The organism is Pseudomonas brassicacearum (assembly GCF_003732175.1).
In the GTDB taxonomy this organism is placed as follows: Bacteria; Pseudomonadota; Gammaproteobacteria; order Pseudomonadales; family Pseudomonadaceae; genus Aquipseudomonas; species Aquipseudomonas brassicacearum_G.
On the sequence record NZ_MOBI01000038.1, the window covers coordinates 1 to 25005 of the forward strand.

22 protein-coding genes are annotated in these 25005 nt (G+C 60.5%); 4 read left to right on the plus strand and 18 right to left on the minus strand.

The genetic code is table 11. The annotated features are described in order from the left end of the window. Positions 1-84 precede the first annotated feature (84 nt). The 3 genes from BK658_RS28065 to rluC are packed head-to-tail and all read right to left on the minus strand — an operon-like array spanning position 85 to position 2707. The gene (locus BK658_RS28065; protein ID WP_123585146.1) at positions 85-1074 is read right to left on the minus strand and encodes a S49 family peptidase; all 990 of its coding nucleotides are present in this window, start codon (positions 1072-1074) and stop codon (positions 85-87) included. 21 nt (positions 1075-1095) lie between these two features. Further along, on the minus strand, positions 1096-1758 hold the full coding sequence (locus tag BK658_RS28070) for an HAD-IA family hydrolase (RefSeq protein ID WP_123585147.1): 663 nt from the start codon (positions 1756-1758) through the stop codon (positions 1096-1098). After that, the gene (gene rluC / locus BK658_RS28075) at positions 1748-2707 is read right to left on the minus strand and encodes a 23S rRNA pseudouridine(955/2504/2580) synthase RluC (RefSeq protein WP_123585148.1); all 960 of its coding nucleotides are present in this window, start codon (positions 2705-2707) and stop codon (positions 1748-1750) included. Before rluC ends, BK658_RS28070 begins: the two co-directional genes overlap by 11 nt. 740 nt (positions 2708-3447) lie before the next feature. Between rluC and rne the strand changes: the two genes are divergently transcribed. Further along, positions 3448-6621 carry a ribonuclease E gene (gene rne / locus BK658_RS28085; RefSeq protein ID WP_123585149.1) on the plus strand — a complete coding sequence of 1058 codons (3174 nt, stop codon included), beginning with the start codon at positions 3448-3450 and terminating at the stop codon, positions 6619-6621. A 185-nt stretch (positions 6622-6806) separates the two neighbouring features. Here rne and BK658_RS28090 read toward each other — a convergent pair whose 3' ends face one another. The 11 genes from BK658_RS28090 to BK658_RS28140 all read right to left on the minus strand — a co-directional run bounded on the left by BK658_RS28090 (position 6807) and on the right by BK658_RS28140 (position 17197). Next, entirely contained in the window at positions 6807-7412 is a 606-nt protein-coding gene (locus tag BK658_RS28090) for a nucleotidyltransferase family protein (protein ID WP_123585150.1), read from the minus strand. Continuing rightward, on the minus strand, positions 7412-9727 hold the full coding sequence (locus BK658_RS28095; RefSeq protein ID WP_123585151.1) for a xanthine dehydrogenase family protein molybdopterin-binding subunit: 2316 nt from the start codon (positions 9725-9727) through the stop codon (positions 7412-7414). The genes BK658_RS28090 and BK658_RS28095 overlap by 1 nt, the downstream gene beginning before the upstream one ends. Beyond that, entirely contained in the window at positions 9724-10194 is a 471-nt protein-coding gene (locus tag BK658_RS28100) for a (2Fe-2S)-binding protein (RefSeq protein ID WP_123585152.1), read from the minus strand. Before BK658_RS28100 ends, BK658_RS28095 begins: the two co-directional genes overlap by 4 nt. A 136-nt stretch (positions 10195-10330) precedes the next feature. After that, positions 10331-11350 (minus strand): UDP-N-acetylmuramate dehydrogenase, encoded by a 1020-nt coding sequence (gene murB / locus BK658_RS28105; RefSeq protein ID WP_123585153.1) that lies wholly within the window; start codon positions 11348-11350, stop codon positions 10331-10333. Continuing rightward, positions 11347-11811, minus strand: a complete 465-nt coding sequence (locus BK658_RS28110) for a low molecular weight protein-tyrosine-phosphatase (RefSeq protein WP_123585154.1) — start codon at positions 11809-11811, stop codon at positions 11347-11349. Before BK658_RS28110 ends, murB begins: the two co-directional genes overlap by 4 nt. Continuing rightward, positions 11811-12575 carry a 3-deoxy-manno-octulosonate cytidylyltransferase gene (kdsB, locus tag BK658_RS28115; protein ID WP_123585155.1) on the minus strand — a complete coding sequence of 255 codons (765 nt, stop codon included), beginning with the start codon at positions 12573-12575 and terminating at the stop codon, positions 11811-11813. Before kdsB ends, BK658_RS28110 begins: the two co-directional genes overlap by 1 nt. Continuing rightward, positions 12572-12757: a Trm112 family protein gene (locus tag BK658_RS28120; RefSeq protein ID WP_003174668.1), complete on the minus strand. Its 186-nt coding sequence runs from the start codon at positions 12755-12757 to the stop codon at positions 12572-12574. The genes kdsB and BK658_RS28120 overlap by 4 nt, the downstream gene beginning before the upstream one ends. A 24-nt stretch (positions 12758-12781) precedes the next feature. Further along, complete coding sequence (gene lpxK / locus BK658_RS28125; protein WP_123585156.1) at positions 12782-13792, minus strand: tetraacyldisaccharide 4'-kinase; 1011 nt, start codon at positions 13790-13792, stop codon at positions 12782-12784. Beyond that, positions 13792-14220 (minus strand): ExbD/TolR family protein, encoded by a 429-nt coding sequence (locus BK658_RS28130; protein WP_123585157.1) that lies wholly within the window; start codon positions 14218-14220, stop codon positions 13792-13794. The genes lpxK and BK658_RS28130 overlap by 1 nt, the downstream gene beginning before the upstream one ends. Continuing rightward, entirely contained in the window at positions 14217-14852 is a 636-nt protein-coding gene (locus BK658_RS28135) for a MotA/TolQ/ExbB proton channel family protein (RefSeq protein ID WP_019689340.1), read from the minus strand. Before BK658_RS28135 ends, BK658_RS28130 begins: the two co-directional genes overlap by 4 nt. Before the next feature lie 110 nt (positions 14853-14962). Next, positions 14963-17197 carry a DNA internalization-related competence protein ComEC/Rec2 gene (locus BK658_RS28140; RefSeq protein ID WP_123585158.1) on the minus strand — a complete coding sequence of 745 codons (2235 nt, stop codon included), beginning with the start codon at positions 17195-17197 and terminating at the stop codon, positions 14963-14965. Between the two features lie 135 nt (positions 17198-17332). Between BK658_RS28140 and BK658_RS28145 the strand changes: the two genes are divergently transcribed. After that, positions 17333-17848 carry a DUF2062 domain-containing protein gene (locus BK658_RS28145; protein WP_123585159.1) on the plus strand — a complete coding sequence of 172 codons (516 nt, stop codon included), beginning with the start codon at positions 17333-17335 and terminating at the stop codon, positions 17846-17848. Positions 17849-18576: 728 nt separating this feature from the next. Then, positions 18577-18951 (plus strand): DUF6124 family protein, encoded by a 375-nt coding sequence (locus BK658_RS28150; RefSeq protein ID WP_123585160.1) that lies wholly within the window; start codon positions 18577-18579, stop codon positions 18949-18951. Positions 18952-19085: 134 nt separating this feature from the next. Here BK658_RS28150 and BK658_RS28155 read toward each other — a convergent pair whose 3' ends face one another. From BK658_RS28155 to BK658_RS28170, 4 genes are all read right to left on the minus strand, one after another. Next, entirely contained in the window at positions 19086-19865 is a 780-nt protein-coding gene (locus BK658_RS28155; protein ID WP_123585161.1) for an ABC transporter permease, read from the minus strand. Further along, positions 19862-20794: an ABC transporter ATP-binding protein gene (locus BK658_RS28160; protein WP_123585162.1), complete on the minus strand. Its 933-nt coding sequence runs from the start codon at positions 20792-20794 to the stop codon at positions 19862-19864. The genes BK658_RS28155 and BK658_RS28160 overlap by 4 nt, the downstream gene beginning before the upstream one ends. A gap of 133 nt (positions 20795-20927) precedes the next feature. Beyond that, positions 20928-21551: a glutathione S-transferase family protein gene (locus BK658_RS28165; protein ID WP_123585163.1), complete on the minus strand. Its 624-nt coding sequence runs from the start codon at positions 21549-21551 to the stop codon at positions 20928-20930. Between the two features lie 54 nt (positions 21552-21605). After that, entirely contained in the window at positions 21606-22265 is a 660-nt protein-coding gene (locus tag BK658_RS28170; protein ID WP_123585164.1) for a transglutaminase-like domain-containing protein, read from the minus strand. A gap of 249 nt (positions 22266-22514) precedes the next feature. On the opposite strand from BK658_RS28170, the gene BK658_RS28175 reads away from it, so the two are divergent. Continuing rightward, positions 22515-24962 carry an acyl-CoA dehydrogenase gene (locus tag BK658_RS28175; RefSeq protein WP_123585165.1) on the plus strand — a complete coding sequence of 816 codons (2448 nt, stop codon included), beginning with the start codon at positions 22515-22517 and terminating at the stop codon, positions 24960-24962. The last annotated feature ends 43 nt before the right edge of the window (positions 24963-25005 follow it).

The following is a 25005-nucleotide window of genomic DNA, read 5'->3' on the forward strand; positions in this document are numbered from 1 at the left end:
TTTCTTGCGGCCAAAGGTCAAGCAATAGGGCTTAACTGATCGGCATTAGCCACGCAGGCCGGTTTTTTTTACATCGCACGATAATCAGCGCAATGCCGGCCCCTGAAAGCCCATCCACATGGCCAACTGCTCAGCCACGCTGGCGCCGAGTTTTTTCGAGAAGCGGTCGAACGCCGACTCTTGAATCGTGAAGTCGACCAGCTCTTTCTCGCCGATCACGTCACGCGCCACCGAACTGGCACTGCCCAAACCATCGATCAAACCCAATGGCAGCGCCTGCTCGCCCGACCAGACCAGCCCGGAGAACAGCTCCGGATGCTCTTTGTCTTTCAGGCGATCGCCGCGGCCCTTTTTGACACTGGCGATAAACTGCTGGTGAGTGGTATCCAGCACACCCTGCCAGAACTTGATCTCATCCGGTTTTTCCGGCTGGAACGGATCAAGGAACGACTTATGCTCGCCGGACGTATAGGTCCGACGCTCGACACCAAGTTTTTCCATGGTCCCGACAAACCCGTAACCGGCCGCCGTCACACCAATCGACCCCACCAGACTCGCCTTGTCGGCGTAGATCTGGTCCGCCGCACTGGCGATGTAGTAAGCCCCCGAAGCCCCCAGATCAGAAATCACCGCATAAACCTTGATCTTCGGATGCAGGGCACGCAGACGACCGATTTCATCGTAGACATAACCCGACTGCACCGGACTGCCGCCCGGACTGTTGATTCGCAGCACGATGCCCTTGACCTTCGGATCCTCAAACGCGGCGCGCAAACCGCCAACAATGTTGTCGGCGCTGGCCGATTCCTTGTCGGCAATCACCCCGGTCACTTCGATCAACGCGGTGTAGCCCGACCCGCGAGTTGCGCTTTTCTCAATATCCATCAGCGGCGTAAAGAGGATCAACGCGATGAGCAGATAAACAAAGGTCAGTAGCTTGAAGAAAATCCCCCAACGCCGAGAGCGACGCTGCTCCTGCACCCCCGCAAGCAGGGTTTTCTCAAGCAGCTTCCAGCTCTTGTCTTCGCCATCTTCGGCACTGGCCTTGGCTGGCGCCTTCCATTCGTCGGTCATTCCATCCACCCCAACAAAAACCTAATTGGCCCGCTGACCCAGCCAGGCATGCAATTGCGAAAAATGATCGATGGCCAGGCGCGGCTCGAACACGCGCAAGGCTTCCATCGATTGAGCACCATAGCTGACGGCAACCGAATCCATCCCGGCGTTGCGCGCCATCTGCAGATCAAACGACGAATCCCCCACCATCAACGCCTGCTCGGGGAGAACGTCGCAATGGGCCAGAATCTGTTCGAGCATCAGTGGATGCGGCTTGCTGGCGGTTTCATCGGCGGCGCGAGTGATATCGAAATAATCCTCCCAACCGTGGGACTTCAACACACGATCCAGCCCGCGACGCGCCTTGCCGGTAGCTACCGCCAGGTGATAACCCTCGGCACGAAACGCTTCAAGCGACTCGACAACACCGTCAAACAACGGCGAAGGCACAGCTTCCGACGCAATGTAGTGATCCGCATAGTGCTGACGGAATGCCACCAACTCGTCATCACCAATCTCCGGATACAGCGTGCGAATCGCTTCCGGCAGCCCCAGACCAATGATGCCCTTGACGGCAAGATCATCGCGTAACTGAAAACCGGATCGCTGCGACGCGACATGCATCGCCTCGACAATCCGACCAATGGAGTCGGCCAACGTGCCGTCCCAATCGAAAATCAGCAATTTGTAATCAGGGTGCACTCAGGCGCTCCACGGTCTTGGCCCACATTTCATCCACGGGCGCCTGAAGCTTGAGCTCACCGCCATCAGGCAGCGGCACGGTCAGCATGTAGGCATGGAGAAACAGGCGCTTGCCGCCCAGATCGCGAATCTCTTTGCTGAAGTCGTCATCGCCGTACTTGCTGTCGCCGGCGATGCAATGCCCGACATGCAGGGTATGCACGCGAATCTGGTGAGTCCGCCCGGTGATCGGTTTGGCTTCGATCAGGGTGGCAAAGTCGCCAAAGCGACGCAGGACCTTGAACACGGTCACGGACTCCTTGCCCTCCTCCTCGTCGACCTCGACCATGCGCTCGCCGGAGCGCAGATTGCTCTTGCCCAGCGGCGCACGGACTTGCTTGATCGAGGCAGCCCAGTTACCGCGGACCAGCGCCATATAGCGCTTATCGACGCCATCGCCGCGCAATGCCGTGTGCAAGTGACGCAGCATGCTGCGTTTTTTGGCGATCATCAGCAGACCGGAGGTGTCACGATCGAGACGGTGAACCAGCTCAAGCTCCTTGCAATCCGGACGCAACTGACGAAAGGCTTCGATCACGCCGTAATTCAAGCCGCTGCCGCCGTGAACAGCGATGCCGCAAGGCTTGTTGATCACGATCAGCGCCTTGTCTTCGAAGACAATCGAGGCCTCGAGGCGCTGCAACAAACCTTGCGCCAATGGCACCGGCTCGTCGCGCTCCGGCACACGCACCGGCGGCACGCGCACGATGTCGCCCGCCTGCAGCTTGTATTCGGGCTTGATCCGACCTTTGTTCACACGCACTTCGCCTTTACGCAAAATGCGGTAAATCAAGGTCTTGGGCACGCCTTTGAGCCGAGCAAGAAGGAAGTTATCAATACGTTGGCCGGCATATTCCGGCGAGACCTCAAGCAGTTGTACGCTTGGGGTCGAGGGGGCAGTAGTCGTCATGCCGCGAATGATAACAATTTTTTATGGAATTGAAGCACTTAATCATTGCTGCTATAGTCGCGAACGCCGCCAAAAGCGGCCCGGACAGAGGACAAACGGCAGATTGCCGGCCCTGACCAACGCAATTCATCAGGACGCGAGGCCGTCCTACGGGGCTTTCGCAACGATTGGAAGGTTCGTGATTGTAACAAGCGCAGGTGACATGAGGCCTGAAGCGAGCGCAGCAACAGAGTAACCACTCGTCTGATGCGCCGATATTTACGGCCAGTTCACAAAGTGCAGTCAGTCCCGAACCGGCCCTTGAGCGAGTGCTTCGGAAACAACGCCTGTTACAAGCTGAGTACCAGCAAAACAGCTGTCACCCAGTCTTGTGTAGCCATGAGCGTGAACTCCCCATTGGAGAACACGGTAAATGCCAACCCGCTGCGGATTCTGCGCGCGGCAGCACCCGAATTATCAGGGATACGTGTAGGGTGGAGATGCACAACCGTCGGACTGTGTAGCACTAGGCTTATATTTAGACGCTTCATCTCGTCCACAGTCGCCGGTTGATTCCTCCTCCTGACTGAGTGCTTAAGTAGCCACAGCAAGCAGGACGCGTACGTCGCGACGCCGGCCCAATTGGTCGAACCTCGCTAGACACTGGAGTGGCCAACCACTCCTGACGCACCTGACACCGACCGTGAGAAGTCGTGTGTGCCGAACGCCGTTTCCGGCAGCCCGGAAACCGACGGTACTACATGAAAAGAATGCTGATTAACGCAACTCAACCCGAAGAGTTGCGTGTTGCACTGGTAGACGGCCAGCGCCTCTACGACCTGGACATCGAGTCCGGTGCACGCGAGCAGAAGAAGGCCAACATCTATAAAGGCCGGATTACTCGCATCGAACCAAGCCTTGAGGCTGCCTTTGTCGATTTCGGCTCTGAGCGCCACGGCTTCCTGCCCCTCAAAGAAATCTCCCGCGAATACTTCAAGAAAGCCCCTGAAGGCCGCGTCAACATCAAGGACGTCCTGAGCGAAGGCCAGGAAGTCATCGTTCAGGTCGAAAAAGAAGAACGTGGCAACAAGGGCGCCGCCCTCACCACCTTCATCAGCCTGGCCGGTCGTTACCTGGTTCTGATGCCGAACAACCCGCGTGCCGGCGGTATCTCCCGTCGCATCGAAGGTGAAGAGCGCAACGAACTGCGTGAAGCCCTGAACGGCCTGGTTGCCCCGGCTGACATGGGTCTGATCGTGCGCACTGCCGGCCTTGGCCGCAGCAGCGAAGAAATGCAGTGGGACCTCGACTACCTGCTGCAACTGTGGACCGCCATCAAAGAAGCCTCGCTGGATCGTTCCGCGCCATTCCTGATCTATCAGGAAAGCAACGTGATCATCCGTGCGATCCGCGACTATCTGCGCCAGGACATCGGCGAAGTGCTGATCGACAGCGTTGAAGCCCAGGACGAAGCCCTGACCTTCATCCGCCAGGTGATGCCGCAGTACGCCAGCAAGATCAAGCTGTACGAAGACAGCGTTCCGCTGTTCAACCGTTTCCAGATCGAAAGCCAGATCGAGACCGCTTTCCAGCGCGTCGTTGAACTGCCTTCCGGCGGCTCCATCGTTATCGATCCGACCGAAGCCCTGGTGTCCATCGACATCAACTCGGCGCGCGCCACCAAAGGCAGCGACATCGAAGAAACCGCCCTGCAGACCAACCTTGAAGCCGCCGAAGAAATCGCCCGTCAGTTGCGCCTGCGCGACATCGGCGGCCTGATCGTCATCGACTTCATCGACATGACCCCTGCCAAGAACCAGCGCGCCGTGGAAGAGAAAGTCCGCGAATGCCTGGAAGCCGACCGCGCTCGCGTGCAAGTCGGTCGCATCTCGCGCTTCGGCCTGCTGGAAATGTCCCGTCAGCGCCTGCGTCCATCGCTGGGCGAAAGCAGCGGCATCGTCTGCCCTCGCTGCAACGGCACCGGCATCATCCGTGACGTTGAATCGCTGTCGCTGGCGATCCTGCGCCTGATCGAAGAAGAAGCTCTGAAAGACCGCACTGCCGAAGTTCGTGCACAAGTGCCGATCCCGGTCGCTGCGTTCCTGCTGAACGAAAAACGCAACTCGATCACCAAGATCGAACTGCGCACCCGTGCCCGCATCGTCATCCTGCCAAACGACCACCTCGAAACGCCGCACTTCGAAGTTCAGCGTCTGCGCGATGACAGCCCGGAAGCCCACATCAACCAGTCCAGCTACGAAATCGCTGCTGCCGCTGCTGAAGTGGAAGAAGTTCAACCGGCCGCCGCCACCCGCACCCTGGTTCGCCAGGAAGCCGCTGTGAAAACCGCTCCAGCCCGCGCCAACGCTCCGGTTCCGACCGAAGTCGTTGCCGCCGCCGCACCGGTTGCCGCTCCGGTTGCCGCGCCTGAGCCAAGCCTGTTCAAAGGCCTGGTGAAGTCGCTGGTCAGCCTGTTCGCCACCAAGGAAGAGCCTGCTGCTCCGGTTGTGGTTGAAAAACCAGCTACCGAGCGCCCGGCACGCAACGAAGAGCGTCGTAACGGTCGTCAGCAAAGCCGCAACCGTAACGGTCGCCGCGACGAAGAACGCAAACCACGCGAAGAACGCGCCCCTCGTGAAGAACGCGCACCGCGCGAGCCTCGTGAAGAGCGTCAACCACGCGAAGCCCGCGAAGAGACTCCAGCAGTCGCTCGCGAAGAACGCGCACCGCGCCCACCGCGTGAAGAGCGCGCACCACGCGCCCCTCGTGAAGATCGCAAGCCACGTGGCGAGCGTGAAGAGCGCCCGGTTCGTGAACTGCGTGAACCTCTGGATGCCGCGCCAGCCGCTGCCGCCGCTGTAACTGCTGTTGCTGAAGAGCGTCCGGCTCGTCAGCCACGTGAAGAGCGCGCTCCACGCCCACCGCGTGAAGAACGTCAACCACGCGCCGAGCAAGCCGCTGCCGCCGTTGCTGAAGAAGAGCTGCCAACCAACGAAGAGCAACTGCAGGAAGATGGCCAGGACAACGCCGAAGGCGATCGTCCACGCCGCCGCTCCCGTGGTCAGCGTCGTCGCAGCAACCGTCGCGAGCGTCAACGCGATGCCAATGGCAACGTGATCGAAGGCTCGGAAGAGTCCGAAACCAGCGAAGAGCCAACAGGCGCTGAACTGGCTGCCGGCCTGGCCGTTACCGCCGCTGTTGCCAGCACTGTGATCAGCGCTCCTGCTGAAGCTCAGGCTCATCAGCAAGCTGAACGCGCTAGCGCTGTGACTCAAGATGCTGTTCAGGAAGTGGCTCAGGTTGAAGCGCCAGTCGTGGAAGCCACCACTCCGGTCGAAGCGCCAGTCGTTCCAGCGGTAGAAGTGGCTCCTGTTCGGGAAGCACAGCCTGAAGTTCACGCTGGCGCTGAACCCGTCGTTGTCGCAGAACAACAACAGCCAGTAGTCGCTGCCGAGCCTGTGGTTGAAGCCCCGGTCGCTGAAAAAGCGCCTGTGGTTCGCGAAGAGCAAACCGCGTTCAACTGGGTTGCAGAAACTGCAGCTGTCGAAGTTCCAGCGCCAGTCGCTGAAGCCCCGGCTGTTGTTGCCGAGCCTGCTCCAGTGGTTGAAGCACCGGTTGTCGCCGAAGTGGCTGCACCGGTTGTCGAAGCCGCCCCGGTCAGCGCCCTGACGCCAAGTGGCCGCGCGCCAAACGACCCACGTGAAGTGCGTCGCCGCAAGCGTGAAGCCGAGCGTCTGCAGAAGGAAGCCGAACTGGCTGCCGCTGCTGCTCCGGTTGTTGCTGAAGTCGTCGAGGCAGCCCCTGCCCCGGTCGCTGAAGTGACTGCCGAGCCTGCCACCCCAACCATCGACGAAAACCTGCGTTCCGTCGAAGAAGTGGTAGAGCACAAACCTGAGGCCCTGGAAAAAGAGCACGAGCCTAAACCCCTCGCCTGATTCCATCAGCCACTAAAAAGCCCCGCCTGGTAACCCAGGCGGGGCTTTTTTATGTCTTTGAGCATCACACCAATCCCCCGTGGGAGCGAGCCTGCTCGCGATAGCGGTGGATCAGCTTGCATCAATACTGAATGTTAAATCGCTATCGCGAGCAGGCTCGCTCCCACACGGGATCTGCGCCGGGGCTACTTGAAGACCAACGCCTCAGGCACGTCCACATCCCACAACACTCCGGGATCCTCCACCGCCACCTCAACGACGTTCGCCGACGCAAACAACGGCTTGGCCCCCCGGTCGCCGGACAACGCCATCAGCGCGGCACCCAACGAACGCCCAAATCCCACCGGATGCCCAAACTCGCCACCCTGCACGGGCACGCTGATGGTATCGAGCGCAATCCCCTCGACAATCCGCTCAATACTCGACGGCAAGATAAACGGCATATCCCCCAACACCAGCAGCCAGCCATCCAGCGCCGGGCACGCAGCGACCGCCGCTGCAATGCTGTCGCCCATGCCCGCCGACGCCAGCAGCAGCACCTGGCAACCATAAGCCCGGGCCAGCCGCGCAACTTCTGGGCGATCCGGCGTCGTCACCAACAACCGGGTGCCCATGCCAATCGGCAGATTGCGCAGCACCTGTTCGATCACCGGCCGCACAATACCGTCGCGCCCCTCGCACATCGCCAGCAACTTGTCCTGGTCGGCACCCGCCACTTGTCGATAACGACTGCCCTGCCCCGCCGCAAGAATGATCGCGCCCAGCTTCAGACTCTGCTCGACGCTGCGCATCAGGCTTTAGTCTGCTGCCAGCCTTGCAACTGGTAGCGCACCGGCAAACTGCGAATACGCTTGCCAGTAGCGGCGAAGATCGCATTGCACAACGCCGGAGCGATAGGCGGCACACCCGGCTCACCGACGCCGCCCAGCGGCACATTGCCGGCTGGCGTGACCAAATGCACCGCGACCTCTTTCGGCGCCAGGGACATGCGCGCCACTTCGTACATATGGAAGTTGTCCTGCTGGACCTTGCCGTCCTTGAAGCTGATTTCACCCAGCACCGCGTTACCCAGGCCCATCACGCAGGCCCCTTCGAACTGCGAGCGAATCCGCTCCGGGTTGACCTGAGGACCACAATCGACCGCGATGTCGGCCTTGTGCACGATCAGCGTACCGTCGTCCTTGACTTCAACCTCGATGACCGCCGCCACATAGGTGACGAAGCTGTAATGCACCGCCAGGCCCAAACCACGGCCCTTGGGCAATTTGCGCCCCCAGCCGGCACCCTTGGCCGCCGTTTCCAGAACGCCACGCAGGCGCGCCGTATCGATGGGATAACGCTCAGGGGATTCACCGTAGTTCCACTCTTCGCTCAGGGTTCGCGGATCGATCTGACGGTCCGGCCCCAAGAGCTTGATCTGGTACTTCAGCGGGTCTTGTCCGGCCTTGTGCGCCAACTCGTCGACAAAGCTCTGAATCGCGAAACCGTGAGGAATGTTCGACACCGAGCGATACCAGCCAACCCGGGTATGCGCCGCCGCATCAGGGTTTTCCAGGCGCACATTGGGAATCGCATAGGCCATGTTGGTAAAGCCCATGCCCAACTCGAAGGCCCCTTCGTGATTCATGCCAGGTGCGAACAACGCGGTGATGCTTGGCGCCACGGTGCGGTGCAGCCAACCGGACGGCATACCGTCCTTGTTCAGGCTGGCCTTGAGGTACTCCGCCGAGACGGTATGGAAGTACGAACAGTGGATGTCGTCTTCACGGGTCCATTGCACGCGCACAGCCTTGCCGGGAAACTCCTTGGCCAGGATTGCTGCTTCGAGAATGAAATCCGGCTTGGACTTGCGACCGAAACCACCGCCCAACAAGGTGACGTTGACCGTGACCTTGTCGAATGGAATACCCAAGCGCTCGGCGATGCGCTCGCGGGTCACTTGCGGGGCCTGACTCGGCGCCCAGGCTTCGCAATGGCCATCCTTGAAGCGCGCAACGGCAACCATCGGTTCCATCGGCGACTGCGCCAGATGCGGCAGATAGTAGGCCGCCTCCAGACTGCTGTCGGCACTGTTCATGGCCTCATCGATATTACCGGTGCTGCGCACCACTTTGCCCGGTTTCAGGGCGGCGGCCTCCAGCTCCTTGCGGTAGGCAATCGAGTCGTAACCGGCATTAGCGCCGTCATCCCACTCGATCTTCAGCGCTTCACGGCCCTTGATCGCCGCCCAGGTATTGCTGGCAATCACCGCCACCCCGCCCAACGGCTGGAATTCAGAGGGCAATGGGCGGCTTTCAATCTGGATAACCTTGACCACTCCCGGGACCTTCAGCGCCGCACTGGCATCGAAGGACTTGACCTTGCCGCCATAAACCGCCGGCCGCGCCACGGTGGCGAACAACATGCCGTCAAAGTGCACGTCGGCACCGTAGACCGCACGACCATTGACGATGTCCGTACCGTCGATAGCCCGGGTCGACTCTTTGCCGATGTAGCGAAACTCCGAAGGCTGCTTCAGCCGCAGGTTTTCACGAGCCGGCACTGCCAGCGCCCCCGCAGCAACGGCGAGCGCACCGTAACCGAGTTCACGCCCGGTGGGCTGGTGGATAACGTTGTGTAATTGCGCGCGGCATTCGCCAACCGGGACTTTCCACTGATCGGCCGCCGCTTGTTCCAGCATGGTTCGTGCAGCGGCACCGCAACGGCGCATCGGCTCGTACCAATGGCGCATGCTGCGCGAGCCGTCGGTGTCCTGGTTGCCGAAGCGCACCTCATCTCCCGGCGCCTGCCGGACTTTGACCATTGCCCAATCGGCGTCCAGTTCATCGGCGACCACCATACTCAAACTGGTCCGCACACCCTGGCCCATTTCCGAACGGTTGCAGACCACCGTCACGCTGCCGTCGGCGGCAATACTCACGTAGACCTTGGGATCATCGATCCAGCCGTTGGGCATGCCCGCGGCACCGAATTTCTTCTCTTCAGCGAACGCGTCCTGCCAGCCCCAACTGGCGGCGAGCACCAGCGCACCGGTCGCCCCCGCACCTTTGAGAAAACCACGACGACTGAGATTACTTAGCGCGAAATCATTCGGTAGCTGGCTCATGCCTTGCGCTCCTGCAGATGAGTGGAGGCCTGGCGTATCGCGGTCTTGATGCGATTGTAAGTGCCGCAGCGGCAGATATTGCCGACCATCGCCTGCTCGATCTGTTCATCGCTGGGATTGGGGTTGGTCTTGAGCAACGCAGTGGCCGACATGATCTGCCCGCCCTGGCAAAAACCACACTGGGCGACCGCCGTGTCGAGCCAGGCTTGCTGGACGACCTGGCCAACCGGATCGCTGTGCAGGTTGTCGATGGTGCTGACGTCCTGCCCGATCACCGAACCGATAGGCGTGATGCAACTGCGCGCCGGGGCGCCGTCGATATGAATCGTGCAAGCGCCACACAGGCCCATGCCGCAACCGAATTTGGTACCGCTGTAACCGGCCACATCGCGGATTGCCCAGAGCAGTGACATGTCCTCGGTGACGTCGAGTTGATGATCTTGACCATTGAGCTTCAGGGTAATCATGGGCACGCCCGCATATTGGTAGAGTTATGGAGCAAATGATTGCATCGTTAGCAGGCTAAGTTAACTCAGCATTAACAAAAAAGCCCTGCAACCAAGGTAGGTGTGCAGGGCTCTGGATTCAGCGATCAAGCGTAGCTCAATACTGATTCGGCTCCATTTCCAGCTCGACATTGAAGCGCTCGGCGATGTCTCTCTGGATCCGCTGTGCCAGGTTAAGCAACTCAAGCCCGGTGGCCGTGCCGTAGTTGACCAGCACCAGCGACTGCAAGCGATGCACGCCGGCATCGCCGTCACGAAAACCCTTCCAGCCCGCCTGCTCGATCAACCAGCCGGCCGCCAGTTTCACCCGGCCATCCGCTTGTGGATAACCGACCAGGCCCGGATGCTCAAGGCGGATCTGTGCCGCCAGCTCCTTTGACACCAGTGGGTTCTTGAAGAAGCTGCCGGCATTGCCGAGCACCGCCGGGTCAGGGAGCTTCTCATTGCGAATGCTGCAAATCGCCTGGCTGACATCGGTTGCGGTGGGATGATCAATGCCCTGTTCGGTCAAACGCTGACGAACCGGGCCGTATTCCAGGTGCAAATGCTCGACGCGGTTCAGGGCAAAACGTACCCGCAGGATCAACCAGCGACCGACCTGCTGCTTGAACAGGCTGTCACGGTAGGCAAAGTTGCACTCGGCCAGCGTGAAATCCCGCAGCTCGCCGGTCTGGCGGTCCAGGGCGGTCAGACCGGCGAACACATCCTTGATCTCGACCCCATAGGCACCGATGTTCTGCATCGGCGCGGCACCGACGGTGCCGGGGATCAGGCTGAGGTTCTCAAGGCCCGACAGGCCCTGCACCAGTGTCCATTGCACAAACGGGTGCCAGCTTTCGCCGGCCTCGGCTTCGATCACCACCTGACTGCCGTCGTCGCTCAACACTCGAATGCCACGGGTGGCCATGCGCAGCACCAGTGCTGCAATGTCTGCGGTCAGCAACAGGTTGCTGCCACCGCCAATCACCAGCAGCGGTACAGCATGCGCGGCCGAATACGCCAGCGCCTCGCGTACATCGGCATCACCGTGGGCTTGCGCGAACAATTGCGCGCGCACGTCCACGCCAAAGCTGTTGTACGGCTTCAGCGAAACCTGCGATTGCAGGTGCAAAGTCATAAGCGTCCCTTCAATTCAATCACCAGCAAATCGCTGGCGCGCTCGATCAGGTCCAGCACCTGCTCGAAGCCTTGATCGCCGTCGTAATAAGGATCCGGCACTTCATCCACGCTCGACTCATAGCGGCGCAGGAACAAATCCAGCTCCGCCCTGCCCTTGGCCGGCTGCAACGCCTTGAGTTTGCGCAGGTTGCTGTGGTCCATGGCGAGGATCAGGTCATAACTGGAAAAATCGGCGCGTGTAACCTGCTGGGCACGTTGCGCGGACAGGTCATAACCACGACGCAGCGCGGCGGCCTGGCTGCGCTTGTCCGGGGCCTTGCCGACGTGCCAGTCACCGGTGCCCGCAGAAGCCACTTCGACCTGATCGGCCAAACCGGCTTCACGCAGTTTGTGTCGCAGCACTCCTTCAGCCGTGGGTGAACGGCAGATGTTGCCCAGGCAGACGGACAGAACCCGCATCAGGCCTCCAGCAGGCGACGAACGCGCTCGAGGTCTTCAGCCGTGTCGACACCCGGTGGCGGTGCAATCAGTGCATCGGCAACGTGAATCCGCACACCGTGCCAAAGCGCACGCAGCTGTTCCAGGCACTCGGTGTTTTCCAGCCAGCACGGGCCCCAGCTGACAAAGTCATGCAGGAAACCGGCGCGATAGGCATAGATGCCAATGTGCCGACGGAAAGGAACGCCAACCGGCAATTGCTCGCGGCTCTTGGCGAAGTCGTCCCGTGCCCACGGCAAGGTCGCGCGACTGAACGTCAGCGCCAGGCCATTCAGATCGCTGACGACCTTGACCACGTTGGGGTTGAACAGGGTTTCAACGTCTTCGATCGGCTCGGCCAGGGTCGCCATGCGCGCTTCGGCATGGGCCGCCAGATTGGCCGCGACCTGATCGATCACGGAGGGCGGAATCAACGGCTCGTCGCCTTGCACATTGACCACGATAGCGTCCGGCGCCAGGCCCAGTTGGGCAGCGACTTCAGCCAGACGATCAGTGCCGGAGTTGTGGTCCTCACGGGTCATCACCACTTCAGCGCCAAACGCCTTGCAGGCCTCGACGATGCGCGCATCGTCGGTAGCAACGACTACCCGTTGCGCGCTGCTTTTGCTCGCCTGTTCCCAAACGTGCTGGATCATCGGCTTGCCGGCAATCATTTGCAGGGGTTTGCCCGGCAGACGGGTAGAAGCAAAACGCGACGGAATCACGACGGTGAAGGCTGTGCTCATTTATCCAGACGCTCGTCTGTTGTCAGGGTGCGTGCTTCACTTTCGAGCATCACCGGAATCCCATCACGAATCGGATAAGCCAGACCGGCGCCTTTGCTGATCAGCTCGGTTTTATCGGCGCTGAGCTTGAGCGGACCTTTGCAGATCGGGCAAGCGAGGATGTCGAGCAATTTGGTGTCCATGAGCATTCCCTGGATAAAAACGTTTTAAGGCAAAAGCCGCGCGGGCAACAGCCGCATCAACTGCGTATCGAACCAGGCCACGAAGGCCGGTGATGGCGCAGCATCGACCGTCAGATACCACCAGTCGGCGGCCGCGAAGGCTCGGCATTTCACCGCATCCTTCTCGGTCATCACCAACGGCAGTGACGGTGTGAAATTCAAGGCCGCCGCGCTGTACTCGGCGTGGTCGGCAAAAGCATGTGCAACAGGCTGCCAGTGTAGCGTTTCAAGGGTGTTGAAGAAACGTTGCGGATTACCGATTCCGGCCACCGCGTGCAGCGCCTGGCCCGCGGGGAAATGCTCAAGCGAGCGACGTTCGCCCGTCAGCAGGTTGACCAGCGCAGTCGGTTGCAGCTGGAAGGCAAAACCGTCGTCGCGATCTGCCGTGGCGCCGTTGTAGAGCAGCGCATCGACGCTTTGCAGGCGCTCGACCGGCTCACGCAGAGGGCCCGCCGGCAGGCAGCGTTTATTGCCCAATCCGCGTGCGGCATCGATCAACACCAGCTCAAGATCGCGTGCCAGACGGTAATGTTGCATGCCATCGTCAGACAGAATCAGATCCAGCGGCTCAGCGGCCAGCAGCGCCTGCACGGCGCGACTGCGATCGGGGTCAATCATCAATGGCACGCCGGTGCGCTGGACGATCAACAGTGGTTCGTCGCCCGCGATGGCCGCGCTCTGCCCGGCTTCGACCCGCCAGGGCAATTGCGGCGGTTTGGCGCCATAACCGCGACTGACCACGCCAACCCGCAGGCCACTGCGCTGGCAGTGGTCGATCATCCACAGGATCAACGGCGTCTTGCCGGTACCGCCCACCGTAATGTTGCCGACTACGATCAGCGGCACCGGCGGCTGGTAGATCTCGCCTTGGCCTGCCAGAAACCGTGCGCGCTTGGCCGTGACCACACGCCGGTACAGCCATTCCAGTGGCTGCAATAACTTCAGCGCCGGATGACCGGCGTACCAGGCGGCGAGCAAACGATCGGACATGGCCATCAGGGCGTCGGCGCCGCCTCAACGGTGGTCATGCGCAAGTGGGTGAAACCCAGCTTGCCCGCGGCATCCATCGCCGTGATGACGGCCTGATGCTGGGTTTTGCCATCGGCGCTGATCGACAGCGGCGAGTTGGTGTCGCCATTCGATTCCTTCTTCAAGGCGTCGATCAGGCTGGCCAGATCGTTCTTCGGCAACAATTGGTTGTTGACCGAAAATACTCCGTCGGCGCTGATAGCGATGTCCACTTGCTTGGTCTGCTGGTCTTCGGCAGGCGACCCGCTGACGGCTTCCGGCAGGTCGACGCGCAACTGGGTTTCCCGGGTAAAGGTGGTGGTCACGACGAAGAACAGCAGCAGGACAAACACCACGTCGATCAGGGACACGAGGTTGATGTCCACGTTCTCCCGTTGCTTGCGGCGGAATTTCACGCTTTGCCCTCAGCCAGATCGACGTCACGGTCGCCCTGCACCACTTCAACCAGCTTGATGGCTTCCTGCTCCATGCCCACGACGAGTTCATCGATACGCCGTTGCAGGAACCGGTGGAAGAACACCGACGGGATACCGACGATCAGGCCCGAAGCCGTGGTGATCAAGGCTTTGGAAATACCGCCGGCCAGCACCGCCGCGTTGGTGGTCATGCCGGTGCTCATGAACGAACTGAAGATATCGATCATGCCCAACACCGTGCCGAGCAGGCCGAGCAACGGCGCCATGGCGGCGATGGTACCCAGCGCGTTGATGTAGCGTTCCAGCTCGTGGATCACCCGGGCAGCGGCCTCTTCGATGCACTCCTTCATGATCTCGCGACCATGCTTGGAGTTGGCCAGGCCCGCCGCGAGGATCTCGCCCAACGGCGAGTTGGCGCGCAGTTCCTTGAGTTTTTCCTTATTGAGTTGCTTGTCCTTGATCCAGACCCAGACCTGCCCGAGCAAATGCTCCGGGGTTACACGGCTGGCCCGCAAGGTCCAGAGACGCTCGGCAACGATCGCCATTGCCGCGATGGAACTCAGAATGATCGGCAGCATCATCCAGCCGCCGGATTTGACCAATTCCCACACAGTGACAGTCCCCTCGAAAAAGTCCGCCACTTTAACATACAGACTCGACAGAGAGACCCGACACGCCACAGACCGTGTGTCGCATGGCGCGCCGCGCTGATGACCGGTGGTTATTGGCTGACAAACGGCGGGGAGCGCCAGAAACGTGGTTGCTGGCGCAGTGACTCGGGCGCCTCGAACGCCCCCAGACGCAAACGCAAGGCGCCCTGCTCGGCGCTGTCATAAACCTGCATGCCCAGCCGGCGATAACGTGCCAGCACTTGCGGATGGGGATGACCGAACGAATTGTCGTGCCCACGAGAAATCAACACGGCCTTGGGCGCCAACGCCGTGAGAAAGGCCATCGACGAAGAGCTGCGACTGCCGTGATGCGGCGCCTGTAGCCAGTCGGTCGCGACCGCCAGCGGACTTTCCAGCAACGCCTGCTCGGCCCGGGCGTCAATGTCGCCAGTCAACAACAGACGTTCGCCGTTGGCTTCGATCTGCAGGACGCAGGATTTCTGGTTGCTCTCACTCGCTCCGGACCATTGCCAGAGCGCAAAACTCACCCCGTCCCACTCCCAGCGCTGACCGCTCTCACAGGACTGCGCGTGCAACTCGGCCGGCAGCGCTTCGGGATCACCGCTGAGCACCTGCGCCACCGGCAATCCGCTTGCGACCGAGCGCGCGCCACCGGCGTGATCGGCATCGGCATGACTGATCAGCATCACCTCCAGCTTGCGCACACCGAGTTTGCGCAACGACGGCAACACCACCCGCTCGCCCAGATCGAAATCACCGAAACGCGGGCCGGCGTCGTAGAGCAACGTGTGATGGCGCGTGCGGACCACAATGGCCAGGCCCTGGCCGACGTCCAGTTGCCAGATTTCAGCCATGCCGTCAGGTACGGTTTTGAGTGGTGGAAGCACTATCAAAAGAAGCATCGGCCACCCCAATAACCGTATGGGCAAGCCTTTGGGCAGCAACAGCAGAAAAGCGCCAACAGCACTTATCCCCCAGACCCAGAGCGGAATCACCGGTGCAACCCATGCCGGGATCTGCCCAGCCACCAATGCCAGGCCGTTGAACAGAACATCGAGCAAGCCGCCGGCCAGCCACAACAGCCCCTCGCCGATATAAGGCAGCGGCAGCAGCAACGTCCCCAGCAAGGCCGGGGGCAACACCACCAGGCTGATCCACGGCACGGCCAGCAGATTGGTCAACGGGCCACTGAGACTGATGGGCAAACCGAGTATCAGCAGCAACGGGCATAAGCCAATCGCGATTAGCCATTGCGCGCGCGTCCAGGTTTGCCACCAGCGCCAGGCACCCAGGCGGCCGCCGAAGGTAAAAATCAGCACCGCCACGGCGGCAAATGACAACCAGAATCCCGGCTGCAAACTGGCCAGCGGCTCAAGCAACAACACCGCGTTCAACGCCAGCAACAAAGGCCACCAGGCCCCCAGATGGCGAAACCGCAGCCGCCATAACAGCACCAGACCGATCATCACGCAGGCCCGGCGCACCGGCACCTCGAAACCGGCCAGCAACCCATAGCCGAGCGCCGCCGCGAACGCCACGCCGCAGGCCCACGGTAACCATGGCAAGCTCTGCGGCCACACCCCATAACGCGCCAATCCGGCAATCAGCAGATAAACCATCCCGGCCAGCAACCCGATGTGCTGCCCGGAAATCACCAGCAAATGCACGGTGCCGGTGTCTTGCAACACGCGCCAGTCTTCGCTGCTCAGCCCGGACCCGTCGCCCAGCACCAGCGCCGCCAACGCCCCCTCGCGCCCTTGAGCATCGACCGCCAGCAACCGCTGGCGAACAGCATCACGCCAGGCCCCTTGCGCAGGTCTGAGCAACTGACCGTCCTTGACGCTTCCCGTCGCGCCGATGCGTTGCGCCAACAGCCAGGCGTCGTAATCAAAAGCCTGCGGATTGAGCAGGCCTGTGGGGCTCTTCAATTTCACCGCCAGTCGCCAGCGCTCACCGCTGTTGACGGTCGGACCGTCATACCAGGCCAACCGCATCAACCTCGGCAATGGTGTGCGCCGCGACTCGCTATCGGCCAGCTCGAAACGCACCACGCCTTGCGCGTTCTGCGGCAAGCCGACGACTCGTCCTTCGACCCAGCGGGTTTGCCCGTCGAGGTCCGGCGCCAAACGATCTGCCAAAGCCCAGTGCGCACTGGCACACGCCCAGCTGAAACCGAACAGAAAAAACGCCAGTGGAAAGGTGCGAAATGGCAACAACATCAATACCAGTACGGGCAGCAACAGCAGTAGCCCGAGCGGTGGCAACACCGGTAAAAAACGCAAGGCCAACAGACCCAACGCGAGCGCCAACATCCCTGTGCGCATTAGCCTGTCCTTGAGAGTCCCTCCTCTTGGATTAGCCGAGTAACCAAAGTCCGCATTTATTAATTGTCACAAAGTCTGAACTGGCACTCCGTAGAATCCGGGCATACTTGCCGCTTGAACCGACCGAGAAGCCTTATGCCCCGGCGCTTATTCAAACGTTACATGCCAGACCCGACCAGCATCCGGGAACACAAATCCTTACGCTTTCTCGGTACGCTGCTGCATGACCCGAACCTCTGGCACCTCAATCGGCACTCGGTTGCGCGCGCCATGGCCATCGGCGTGTTCGCCGCGTTTCTACCGATACCGTTGCAAATGCTGGTGGCGGCAATGCTCGCCATTTGGGTGCGAGGCAATATTCCGATCGCGGTGAGCCTGGTCTGGCTGACCAACCCGATCACCATGCCCGTGGTGTTTTACTGCACCTATCAGACCGGCGCCTGGCTGATGGATGTCCCCGCCCGCAGCCTGCCGGATGAGCTGACCTGGGAATGGATCAGCGGTGAGCTCTCAACCCTTTGGCAACCGTTTCTGCTGGGCTCGGTGGTGACTGGCCTGGTGCTCGGCGCGTTGGCCTACTGCCTGACCATGACCTACTGGCGCTGGTGGGTGGGTCGACAATGGAAGCGGCGCAGGCAAAGTCGGATTTAGAAATGCAAAAACGGCACCTTTGGGTGGTGATGCCGGTCAGTTAAGACGCCGAACCTGCGGGCTTGCTCGCAAGAATCGGGCACTGGATCACCTCGATCCGCCGGACTCACCGCAGTAGCACGCCAACACGCTGATCGTTCCCACGCTCTGCGTGGGAACGATCAACACGCAAAACACGAACAGTCAATTACAGAGCCGCGCCCGTAGCAGCTGTCGAGCTTGCGAGGCTGCGTTCGGTCTGGGCCGCATCCGGACGCAGCGGTCGTAAAATCATGCAACACGTTCTGTCAGGTAAACCGCATACGCAGGGTTGGCGAGGACTTCGTCCGAACGCGGCCCGCCTCTAACGCAGCCTCGCGGGCTCGGCAGCTGCTACGACGGGTGTTTAAGCTTGCCTACGCTGTGCCCATCGGAGGCTACAGTGCCTTGCGTCACGGCCTACACCTGCGCCAGAATCCGCCGGCTTGTGCGCTTTGGTCCTCGCCTCTATTGTTTCCGTGTCACTGCCAATCAGTGATCGGGTTTAGCAGCTCGGAGGTTTCACGTAGGTGCACTGCACTCCAGAAATTCAGGTATTCCCTATCCCTGAACGCTATGGTGGCTGTGCGCAGGGCGCCCTCGGGCGCGCCGGTTTTTCGTGATTCCTCCCGGTCTGCTAACCTGCGTACAGCCGCCACCCTCTCGTTTAGCAGCGAATCGGTGGTAGCTCCAAAGAGGAAATTACGACAATGTTCAAAGCCACACCGAATCCGCCCGAAACCGATCCGGTTTCCCCCTACGCCTCTCTCGACTCGAAAGAACTCCACGCCGCCGCACACCGTGCGCTCGATCATTACCTGGTGCTACCCGAGACCAAGCAGTTGTTAGCCGACCGACGCCCCGGCTGCATTTTCGTCATTGCCCCCGACGTCGACTCTGAAACCCTGCTGGCCCACGCCTGCGAGACCCTCGCCTCGGTCAATGTCATGGCCAGCGATCTGGCGTTTGAGCTCGAAGGCCCCAAGCGCAATACCGCGTTGGCGATTCAGCAGATGATTTCCCTGGCCGAGTTGGCGGTGAATCGGGCACTGGATCACCTCGACCCACCGGACTCACCAAAGTAGCGGCCAACACACTGATCGTTCCCACGCTCCGCGTGGGAATGCAGCCCGTGACGCTCCGCGTCACTGGACGCGGAGCGTCCCCAGAGGCATTCCCACGCAGAGCGTGGGAACGATCAATAGTTCTGGATGTGTGTTTAGGTGCGCATTCCGCGTCCGCTGACCAGCAACCGCGCGCAACCGATGTACAGCACTACGGTTGCCACTAGCATGAAGGTAATGGCGACGCTGATCTTGATGTCCGAGACGCCGAGGATGCCGTAACGGAAAGCGTTGACCATGTGCAACACCGGGTTGGCCAGCGACACGGTTTGCCAGAATGGCGGCAACAGGCTGATCGAGTAGAACACCCCGCCCAGGTAGGTCAACGGCGTCAGCACGAACGTCGGGATAATCGAAATATCGTCGAAGTTGCGCGCAAACACCGCGTTGATGAAGCCCAGTAGCGAAAAGATCGTTGCCGTCAGCAGCACCACCAGCAAGGTAATCCCCAAATGGTGTACTTGCAGGTGAGTGAAAAACAGCGAAAGCAGCGTCACGATCACACCCACTGCCAAGCCACGCAGCACCCCGCCCACGGTGTAGCCGATCAGAATGGTGTGCGGCGAAACCGGTGAAACCATCAGCTCCTCGATGGAGCGCTGGAATTTGCTGCCGAAGAAGCTGGAGACCACGTTGCCATAGGCGTTGGTGATCACCGACATCATGATCAAGCCCGGCACGATGTATTCCATATAGGTGAAACCACCCATATCACCGATTTGCCGGCCAATCAGATTGCCGAAGATCACAAAGTACAGAACCATGGTGATGGCCGGCGGCAGCAGGGTCTGCGGCCAGATCCGGGTAAAACGCCGGACCTCACGATAAACAATGGTATTGAGCGCAACGAGGTTGGGCTTCAGTTCGGAACTCATACGGCCACCTTCGCCAGATTTTTCTCCACCAGAGACACGAACAACTCCTCGAGGCGATTGGTTTTGTTGCGCAGGCTCAGCACTTCGATGTTCTGCGTGGCCAGTTGGCCGAACAACGCGGTAATACCGACGGCTTTATCGACCTGGACTTCCAGGGTGCGGCTGTCGACCAGACGGGTCGGATAACCGTTCAACTGCGGCGCTACGGTCAATTCGTTTTTCAGGTCCAGCAGGAACGTCTCGACATGCAACTGGCTGAGCAGGTTACGCATGCTGGTGTTTTCGACGATGGTGCCGTGGTCGATGATGCCGATGTTGCGGCACAACTGCTCAGCCTCTTCCAGGTAATGCGTGGTGAGGATGATGGTGATGCCTTTCTGGTTCAGCTCGGTGAGGAAGGTCCACATCGAGCGACGCAGTTCGATGTCCACGCCGGCAGTCGGCTCGTCGAGGATCAGCAGGCGCGGTTCATGCACCAACGCACGCGCGATCATCAACCGCCGCTTCATGCCGCCCGACAGTGAACGCGACGGTACATCGCGCTTGTCCCACAGACCGAGCTGAGTCAGGTATTGCTCAGCGCGCTCCTTGGCGATTTTGGGCGGGATACCGTAGTAACCAGCTTGAGTCACGACTATGTCGAAGGTCTTTTCGAACTGGTTGAAATTGAATTCCTGCGGCACCACGCCGATGCAGCGCTTGAGCCCCGCCGGGTCGCGGTCCAGGTCGTGGCCAAAGATATTCACCGTTCCGCTGGTCTTGTTCACCAGGGTCGAGAGAATGCCGATGGTCGTGGATTTGCCGGCGCCGTTGGGGCCGAGCAAGGCGAAAAAGTCACCTTCGGCGACATCCAGATCGATACCACTCAAGGCCTGGAAACCGTTGCCGTAGGTTTTGGTTAGCTGCCGGATGGACAGAGCAGAACTCATATCGGATTTACACACCAAGAAGGGAGGTCAGGAATAAATAAGGGCGGGCGGCGACCCATGCAACCGCGGCGCATGAATGCAATGGTGCTTGGCGACACCGCACAAGTACAGTCAAGTGTGTTGATAGTCAGTATTAAGTCAACGCGGTCATGACGGCTTTCTGATAAGCCGGACGTTGCTTCAGGCGCGCATACCAGGCTTGCAGATGGGGCATTGGCGCTCGCTCGATGGGCATCTCGAACCAGGCATAGATAAAGCTGCCCAACGGAATGTCGCCCACGCCGATCTCGTCGCCGGACAAATAAGGCTTCTGCGCCAATGCCTGGTCGACCATCGACAGCAATTGCTCGCAGGTTTTCTGCGCCGCGTTGATTGCGGCCCAATCCTGCTGATCTGCGGGGGTACGCAATACGCCCCAGAACACCTGGCGGAAAGGTTCGGCAAAGGACGAAGTGGTCCAGTCCATCCACTTTTCAGCGGCTGCCCGGGCCTGCACGTCGGTCGGGTACCAGTTCGAATCAGCGGCGTGACGGGCAGCCAGATAACGCACGATGGTATTGGATTCCCACAGCACAAAACCGTCGTCTTCAATCACCGGAATGCGGCCATTGGGGTTCATCGCGCGATATTCCGGTGTGTCGACCACACCAAAAGCCCCGCCCGCATCCTGCGTTTCGTAGGTCAGCCCGAGTTCTTCGGCGCACCACAGTGCCTTTCTGACATTCGACGAATTTTTCCGACCCCAGATCTTCAGCATGACCGCTCCTCAATGGATTCATTGGATGAATGCCGGGGCAGTCTACGCCCCGGATCAGCCGCGACTCAAATCGCTCTGCATGTCGCCCAACAGGGCTGGCGACTGCTCACCAAACAAATGTGGGTAGAGTTTTTCCAGGTACTCGAAGAAGAACGCTTCGGGCACGTCGGCGAACTGACCATGGTCGACCAGATACTCCATCGATTGCAGCCCCTGGCGATTGAACGGATGGAAGATGCTGTCATTGATCCCGTCGAACTCCAGTGCCGGTACATCGAACAGCTCACAGAGTTTCTGGTTGAACGCCGGCGTGGCCTTGACCCAGCGACCCTGCAAATACAACTCGGTGTAACCGTGCATGGCGAACACATCACTCCTGAGCAACTCGATCAAGCGCGGGGTCGACAAGTGATTGCGCACATCCGCGAGACCAATCCGCGCGGCGATCCCACAGTGCCGCGTGCAACCGGCCAGCAAAGTGGCTTTGGGCACGCAGTAGCCTTCACCGGTGGCCAGCGCATAACTGCCACACAAGGTCGCGGGATCACGGCTGAAGGTGTAGGGGTTGTAGCGCACCGCTTCACGCACGGCGTAATACAGACTCACCGCCTGCTCGACCGGATCACGGCTGTTACCGCGATGCTGTTCAGCGAACTCCACCACCGCAGGGTGGTCACTATCGATGAAGCGGCCGGGGCTCAGGTACTCGTGCATGAGAACAATCTCCTGGAGAAGCCATGAGTCTATCGGCAGACCCAGCACAGAGATAACGGCGTTTCGGCCAAATACGAGAGCTTGTCGTACCTGCAACAAAGCTTTTTTACAGCGTTCGTTAGCGCTAACACTGACGAAATTCACCGCTGTTTCCCACAAATTCAAACACATCGCTCTGACCACCCCGTTTTGCAGATGCCGTCTAAGCTCTGAAGGTGGTTTTGACCCTGGCTTCACGGAGGATTGAATATGCTGCTGTTGTGGATACTGGTTCTGGTGGTCGGGATTGCCTGGCTGGCTCACCGCCGCATCGCGCCCCTGCCCGCCCTGGGTATCGTGGCGGTCTATCTGTTGGCGCTGGGACTCTTCAGCCACGCGCGAGGCTGGCTGCTGCTGATTTTCTGGATCGTGCTGGCCGTCGTCGCGGCGCCCCTGCTGCTGCCCGACCTGCGACGCAAATACTTCAGTGCCCCGCTGTTCAACTGGTTCCAGAAAACCCTGCCGCCGATGTCGCAAACCGAACGCGACGCCATCGATGCCGGCACCGTCTGGTGGGATGGCGAGTTGTTCAGCGGGCGTCCGGACTGGAACAAACTGCTGTCTTATCCCAAAGCGCAGTTGAGCGAAGAAGAACAGGCGTTCATCGATGGCCCGACCGAAGAGCTCTGCGCCATGGTCAGCGACTGGCAGATCGGCCAGGCAATGGACCTGCCGGCCGAGGCTTGGGCGCATATCAAGCAGAACGGTTTTTTTGCCCTGATCATTCCCAAGGAATTCGGTGGCAAGGGGTTTTCCGCCTACGCCCACTCGCAAGTGGCGATGAAACTGGCCACCCGCAGCGGCGACCTGGCCTCCACGGTGATGGTGCCCAACTCCCTCGGCCCGGCCGAACTGTTGCTGCATTACGGCACCGATGAACAACGCAACCATTACCTGCCACGCCTGGCATGCGGCGACGATATCCCGTGTTTCGCGCTGACCGGCCCACTCGCGGGCTCAGATGCGGGCGCCATGCCTGACACCGGGGTAATCTGCAAAGGTGAATGGGAAGGCCAGGAAACCCTGGGTCTTCGGCTGAACTGGGAAAAACGCTACATCACCCTGGGCCCGGTCGCCACCCTGCTCGGCCTGGCGTTCAAGGCCTATGACCCCGACCATCTGCTGGGTGACGAGGAAGACCTTGGCATCAGCCTCGCGTTGATCCCGACCGACACCGCCGGGGTCGACATCGGTCGACGCCACTTGCCCCTCGGCGCCGCCTTCATGAACGGCCCGAACTCCGGCAAGGACGTATTCGTGCCGTTGGACTTCCTCATCGGCGGCCAGGAAATGCTCGGCAAAGGCTGGATGATGCTGATGAATTGCCTGTCCGTCGGGCGTTCCATTTCGCTGCCGGCAGTCGGCACCGGCGCCGCCAAGTTCACCAGCCTGGTGACCGGTCAATACGCGCAGGTTCGCGAGCAATTCAACGTGCCGCTGTCGGCCTTCGAAGGGATTCAGGAAGCGCTGGCACGCATCGGCGGCAACGCCTGGATGATGGATGCCGCGCGGATGCTCACCGCCAACGCGGTGGATCTCGGCGAGAAACCTTCGGTGCTCTCGGCGATTCTCAAGTATCACCTCACCGAACGCGGTCGCGAGTGCATCAGCCACGCCATGGACGTGCACGGTGGCAAGGCGATCATCATGGGGCCCAATAATTACCTCGGGCGTAGTTGGCAAGGCGCACCGATCTTCATCACCGTGGAAGGCGCGAACATCCTTTCGCGCAACCTGATGATCTTTGGCCAAGGCGCGATCCGCTGCCATCCGTTTGTGCTCAAGGAAATGGCCCTCGCCGGCCGTGAAGAAAAGGACCAGGCACTGAAGGAGTTCGACGGCCTGCTGCTCAAGCACATCGGTTTCGCCGTGAGCAACGCCGCCAGCACCTTGGTGCTGAACCTCGGCTTCGGGCATTTCGAACATGTACCAGGAGACAAACTCAGCCAGGGCTACTTCCGCGCCCTCAACCGTCAGGCTGCAGCATTTGCCCTGCTCGCTGACCTGAGCATGATGCTGCTGGGCGGTGAACTGAAACGTCGCGAGCGTCTGTCGGCCCGACTCGGCGATGTACTGAGCAACCTGTACCTGGCCTCCGCCGCCCTCAAGCGTTACCACGATCTCGATTCACCCGAGCACATGGCGCCGCTGTTCGTCTGGGCCATGGAAGAGAGCCTCGGTCAATCGGAACGGGCGCTGGATGAACTGCTGAGCAATTTCCCGAGCAAGGTGCTGGGTTGCCTGTTGCGAGTGATCGTGTTCCCGTTCGGTCGCCGTCACAAAGGGCCGTCAGACAAACTCGGCGCCGAAGTGGCAGCGGTCATTGGCCGGGCCAAAGGCGATCCGACACTCGAAGAGTTGCTGGGGGGGTGTTACCGGCCGCAATCGGTCGATGACCCGGTCGGTGCGCTGCAACATGCCTGCGACTTGCTGAATGCCGCACAACCGCTGCAGAAAAAAATGCACTTTGCGCTCAAGAGCGGGCAGTTCAAACCGGGTGCCGGGGAGCACGTCATCGACGCCGCCCTGGAGGCCGGTGTGCTGCAAGCCGCAGAAGCACATACCTTGCATGAAGCTGAGATGGCGCGGCGCAAAGTGATCGACGTCGATGACTTTTCCAAGGAGCAACTTGAACTGGCGGAGGGCAAGACCCGCTAACGCGGTGGCTCGTCCGGCGGGTCAATGATGAAAAGCGGGCGCT

What these genes read in the sequence shown, in the direction of transcription:
- BK658_RS28065 (WP_123585146.1), bottom strand. Translation starts at nt 1,074, where the DNA reads ATGACCGACGAATGGAAGGCGCCAGCCAAGGCCAGTGCCGAAGATGGC.
- rluC (WP_123585148.1), bottom strand. Translation starts at nt 2,707, where the DNA reads ATGACGACTACTGCCCCCTCGACCCCAAGCGTACAACTGCTTGAGGTC.
- rne (WP_123585149.1), top strand. Translation starts at nt 3,448, where the DNA reads ATGAAAAGAATGCTGATTAACGCAACTCAACCCGAAGAGTTGCGTGTT.
- BK658_RS28090 (WP_123585150.1), bottom strand. Translation starts at nt 7,412, where the DNA reads ATGCGCAGCGTCGAGCAGAGTCTGAAGCTGGGCGCGATCATTCTTGCG.
- BK658_RS28095 (WP_123585151.1), bottom strand. Translation starts at nt 9,727, where the DNA reads ATGAGCCAGCTACCGAATGATTTCGCGCTAAGTAATCTCAGTCGTCGT.
- BK658_RS28100 (WP_123585152.1), bottom strand. Translation starts at nt 10,194, where the DNA reads ATGATTACCCTGAAGCTCAATGGTCAAGATCATCAACTCGACGTCACC.
- murB (WP_123585153.1), bottom strand. Translation starts at nt 11,350, where the DNA reads ATGACTTTGCACCTGCAATCGCAGGTTTCGCTGAAGCCGTACAACAGC.
- BK658_RS28110 (WP_123585154.1), bottom strand. Translation starts at nt 11,811, where the DNA reads ATGCGGGTTCTGTCCGTCTGCCTGGGCAACATCTGCCGTTCACCCACG.
- kdsB (WP_123585155.1), bottom strand. Translation starts at nt 12,575, where the DNA reads ATGAGCACAGCCTTCACCGTCGTGATTCCGTCGCGTTTTGCTTCTACC.
- BK658_RS28120 (WP_003174668.1), bottom strand. Translation starts at nt 12,757, where the DNA reads ATGGACACCAAATTGCTCGACATCCTCGCTTGCCCGATCTGCAAAGGT.
- lpxK (WP_123585156.1), bottom strand. Translation starts at nt 13,792, where the DNA reads ATGGCCATGTCCGATCGTTTGCTCGCCGCCTGGTACGCCGGTCATCCG.
- BK658_RS28140 (WP_123585158.1), bottom strand. Translation starts at nt 17,197, where the DNA reads ATGCGCACAGGGATGTTGGCGCTCGCGTTGGGTCTGTTGGCCTTGCGT.
- BK658_RS28145 (WP_123585159.1), top strand. Translation starts at nt 17,333, where the DNA reads ATGCCCCGGCGCTTATTCAAACGTTACATGCCAGACCCGACCAGCATC.
- BK658_RS28150 (WP_123585160.1), top strand. Translation starts at nt 18,577, where the DNA reads ATGTTCAAAGCCACACCGAATCCGCCCGAAACCGATCCGGTTTCCCCC.
- BK658_RS28155 (WP_123585161.1), bottom strand. Translation starts at nt 19,865, where the DNA reads ATGAGTTCCGAACTGAAGCCCAACCTCGTTGCGCTCAATACCATTGTT.
- BK658_RS28160 (WP_123585162.1), bottom strand. Translation starts at nt 20,794, where the DNA reads ATGAGTTCTGCTCTGTCCATCCGGCAGCTAACCAAAACCTACGGCAAC.
- BK658_RS28165 (WP_123585163.1), bottom strand. Translation starts at nt 21,551, where the DNA reads ATGCTGAAGATCTGGGGTCGGAAAAATTCGTCGAATGTCAGAAAGGCA.
- BK658_RS28170 (WP_123585164.1), bottom strand. Translation starts at nt 22,265, where the DNA reads ATGCACGAGTACCTGAGCCCCGGCCGCTTCATCGATAGTGACCACCCT.
- BK658_RS28175 (WP_123585165.1), top strand. Translation starts at nt 22,515, where the DNA reads ATGCTGCTGTTGTGGATACTGGTTCTGGTGGTCGGGATTGCCTGGCTG.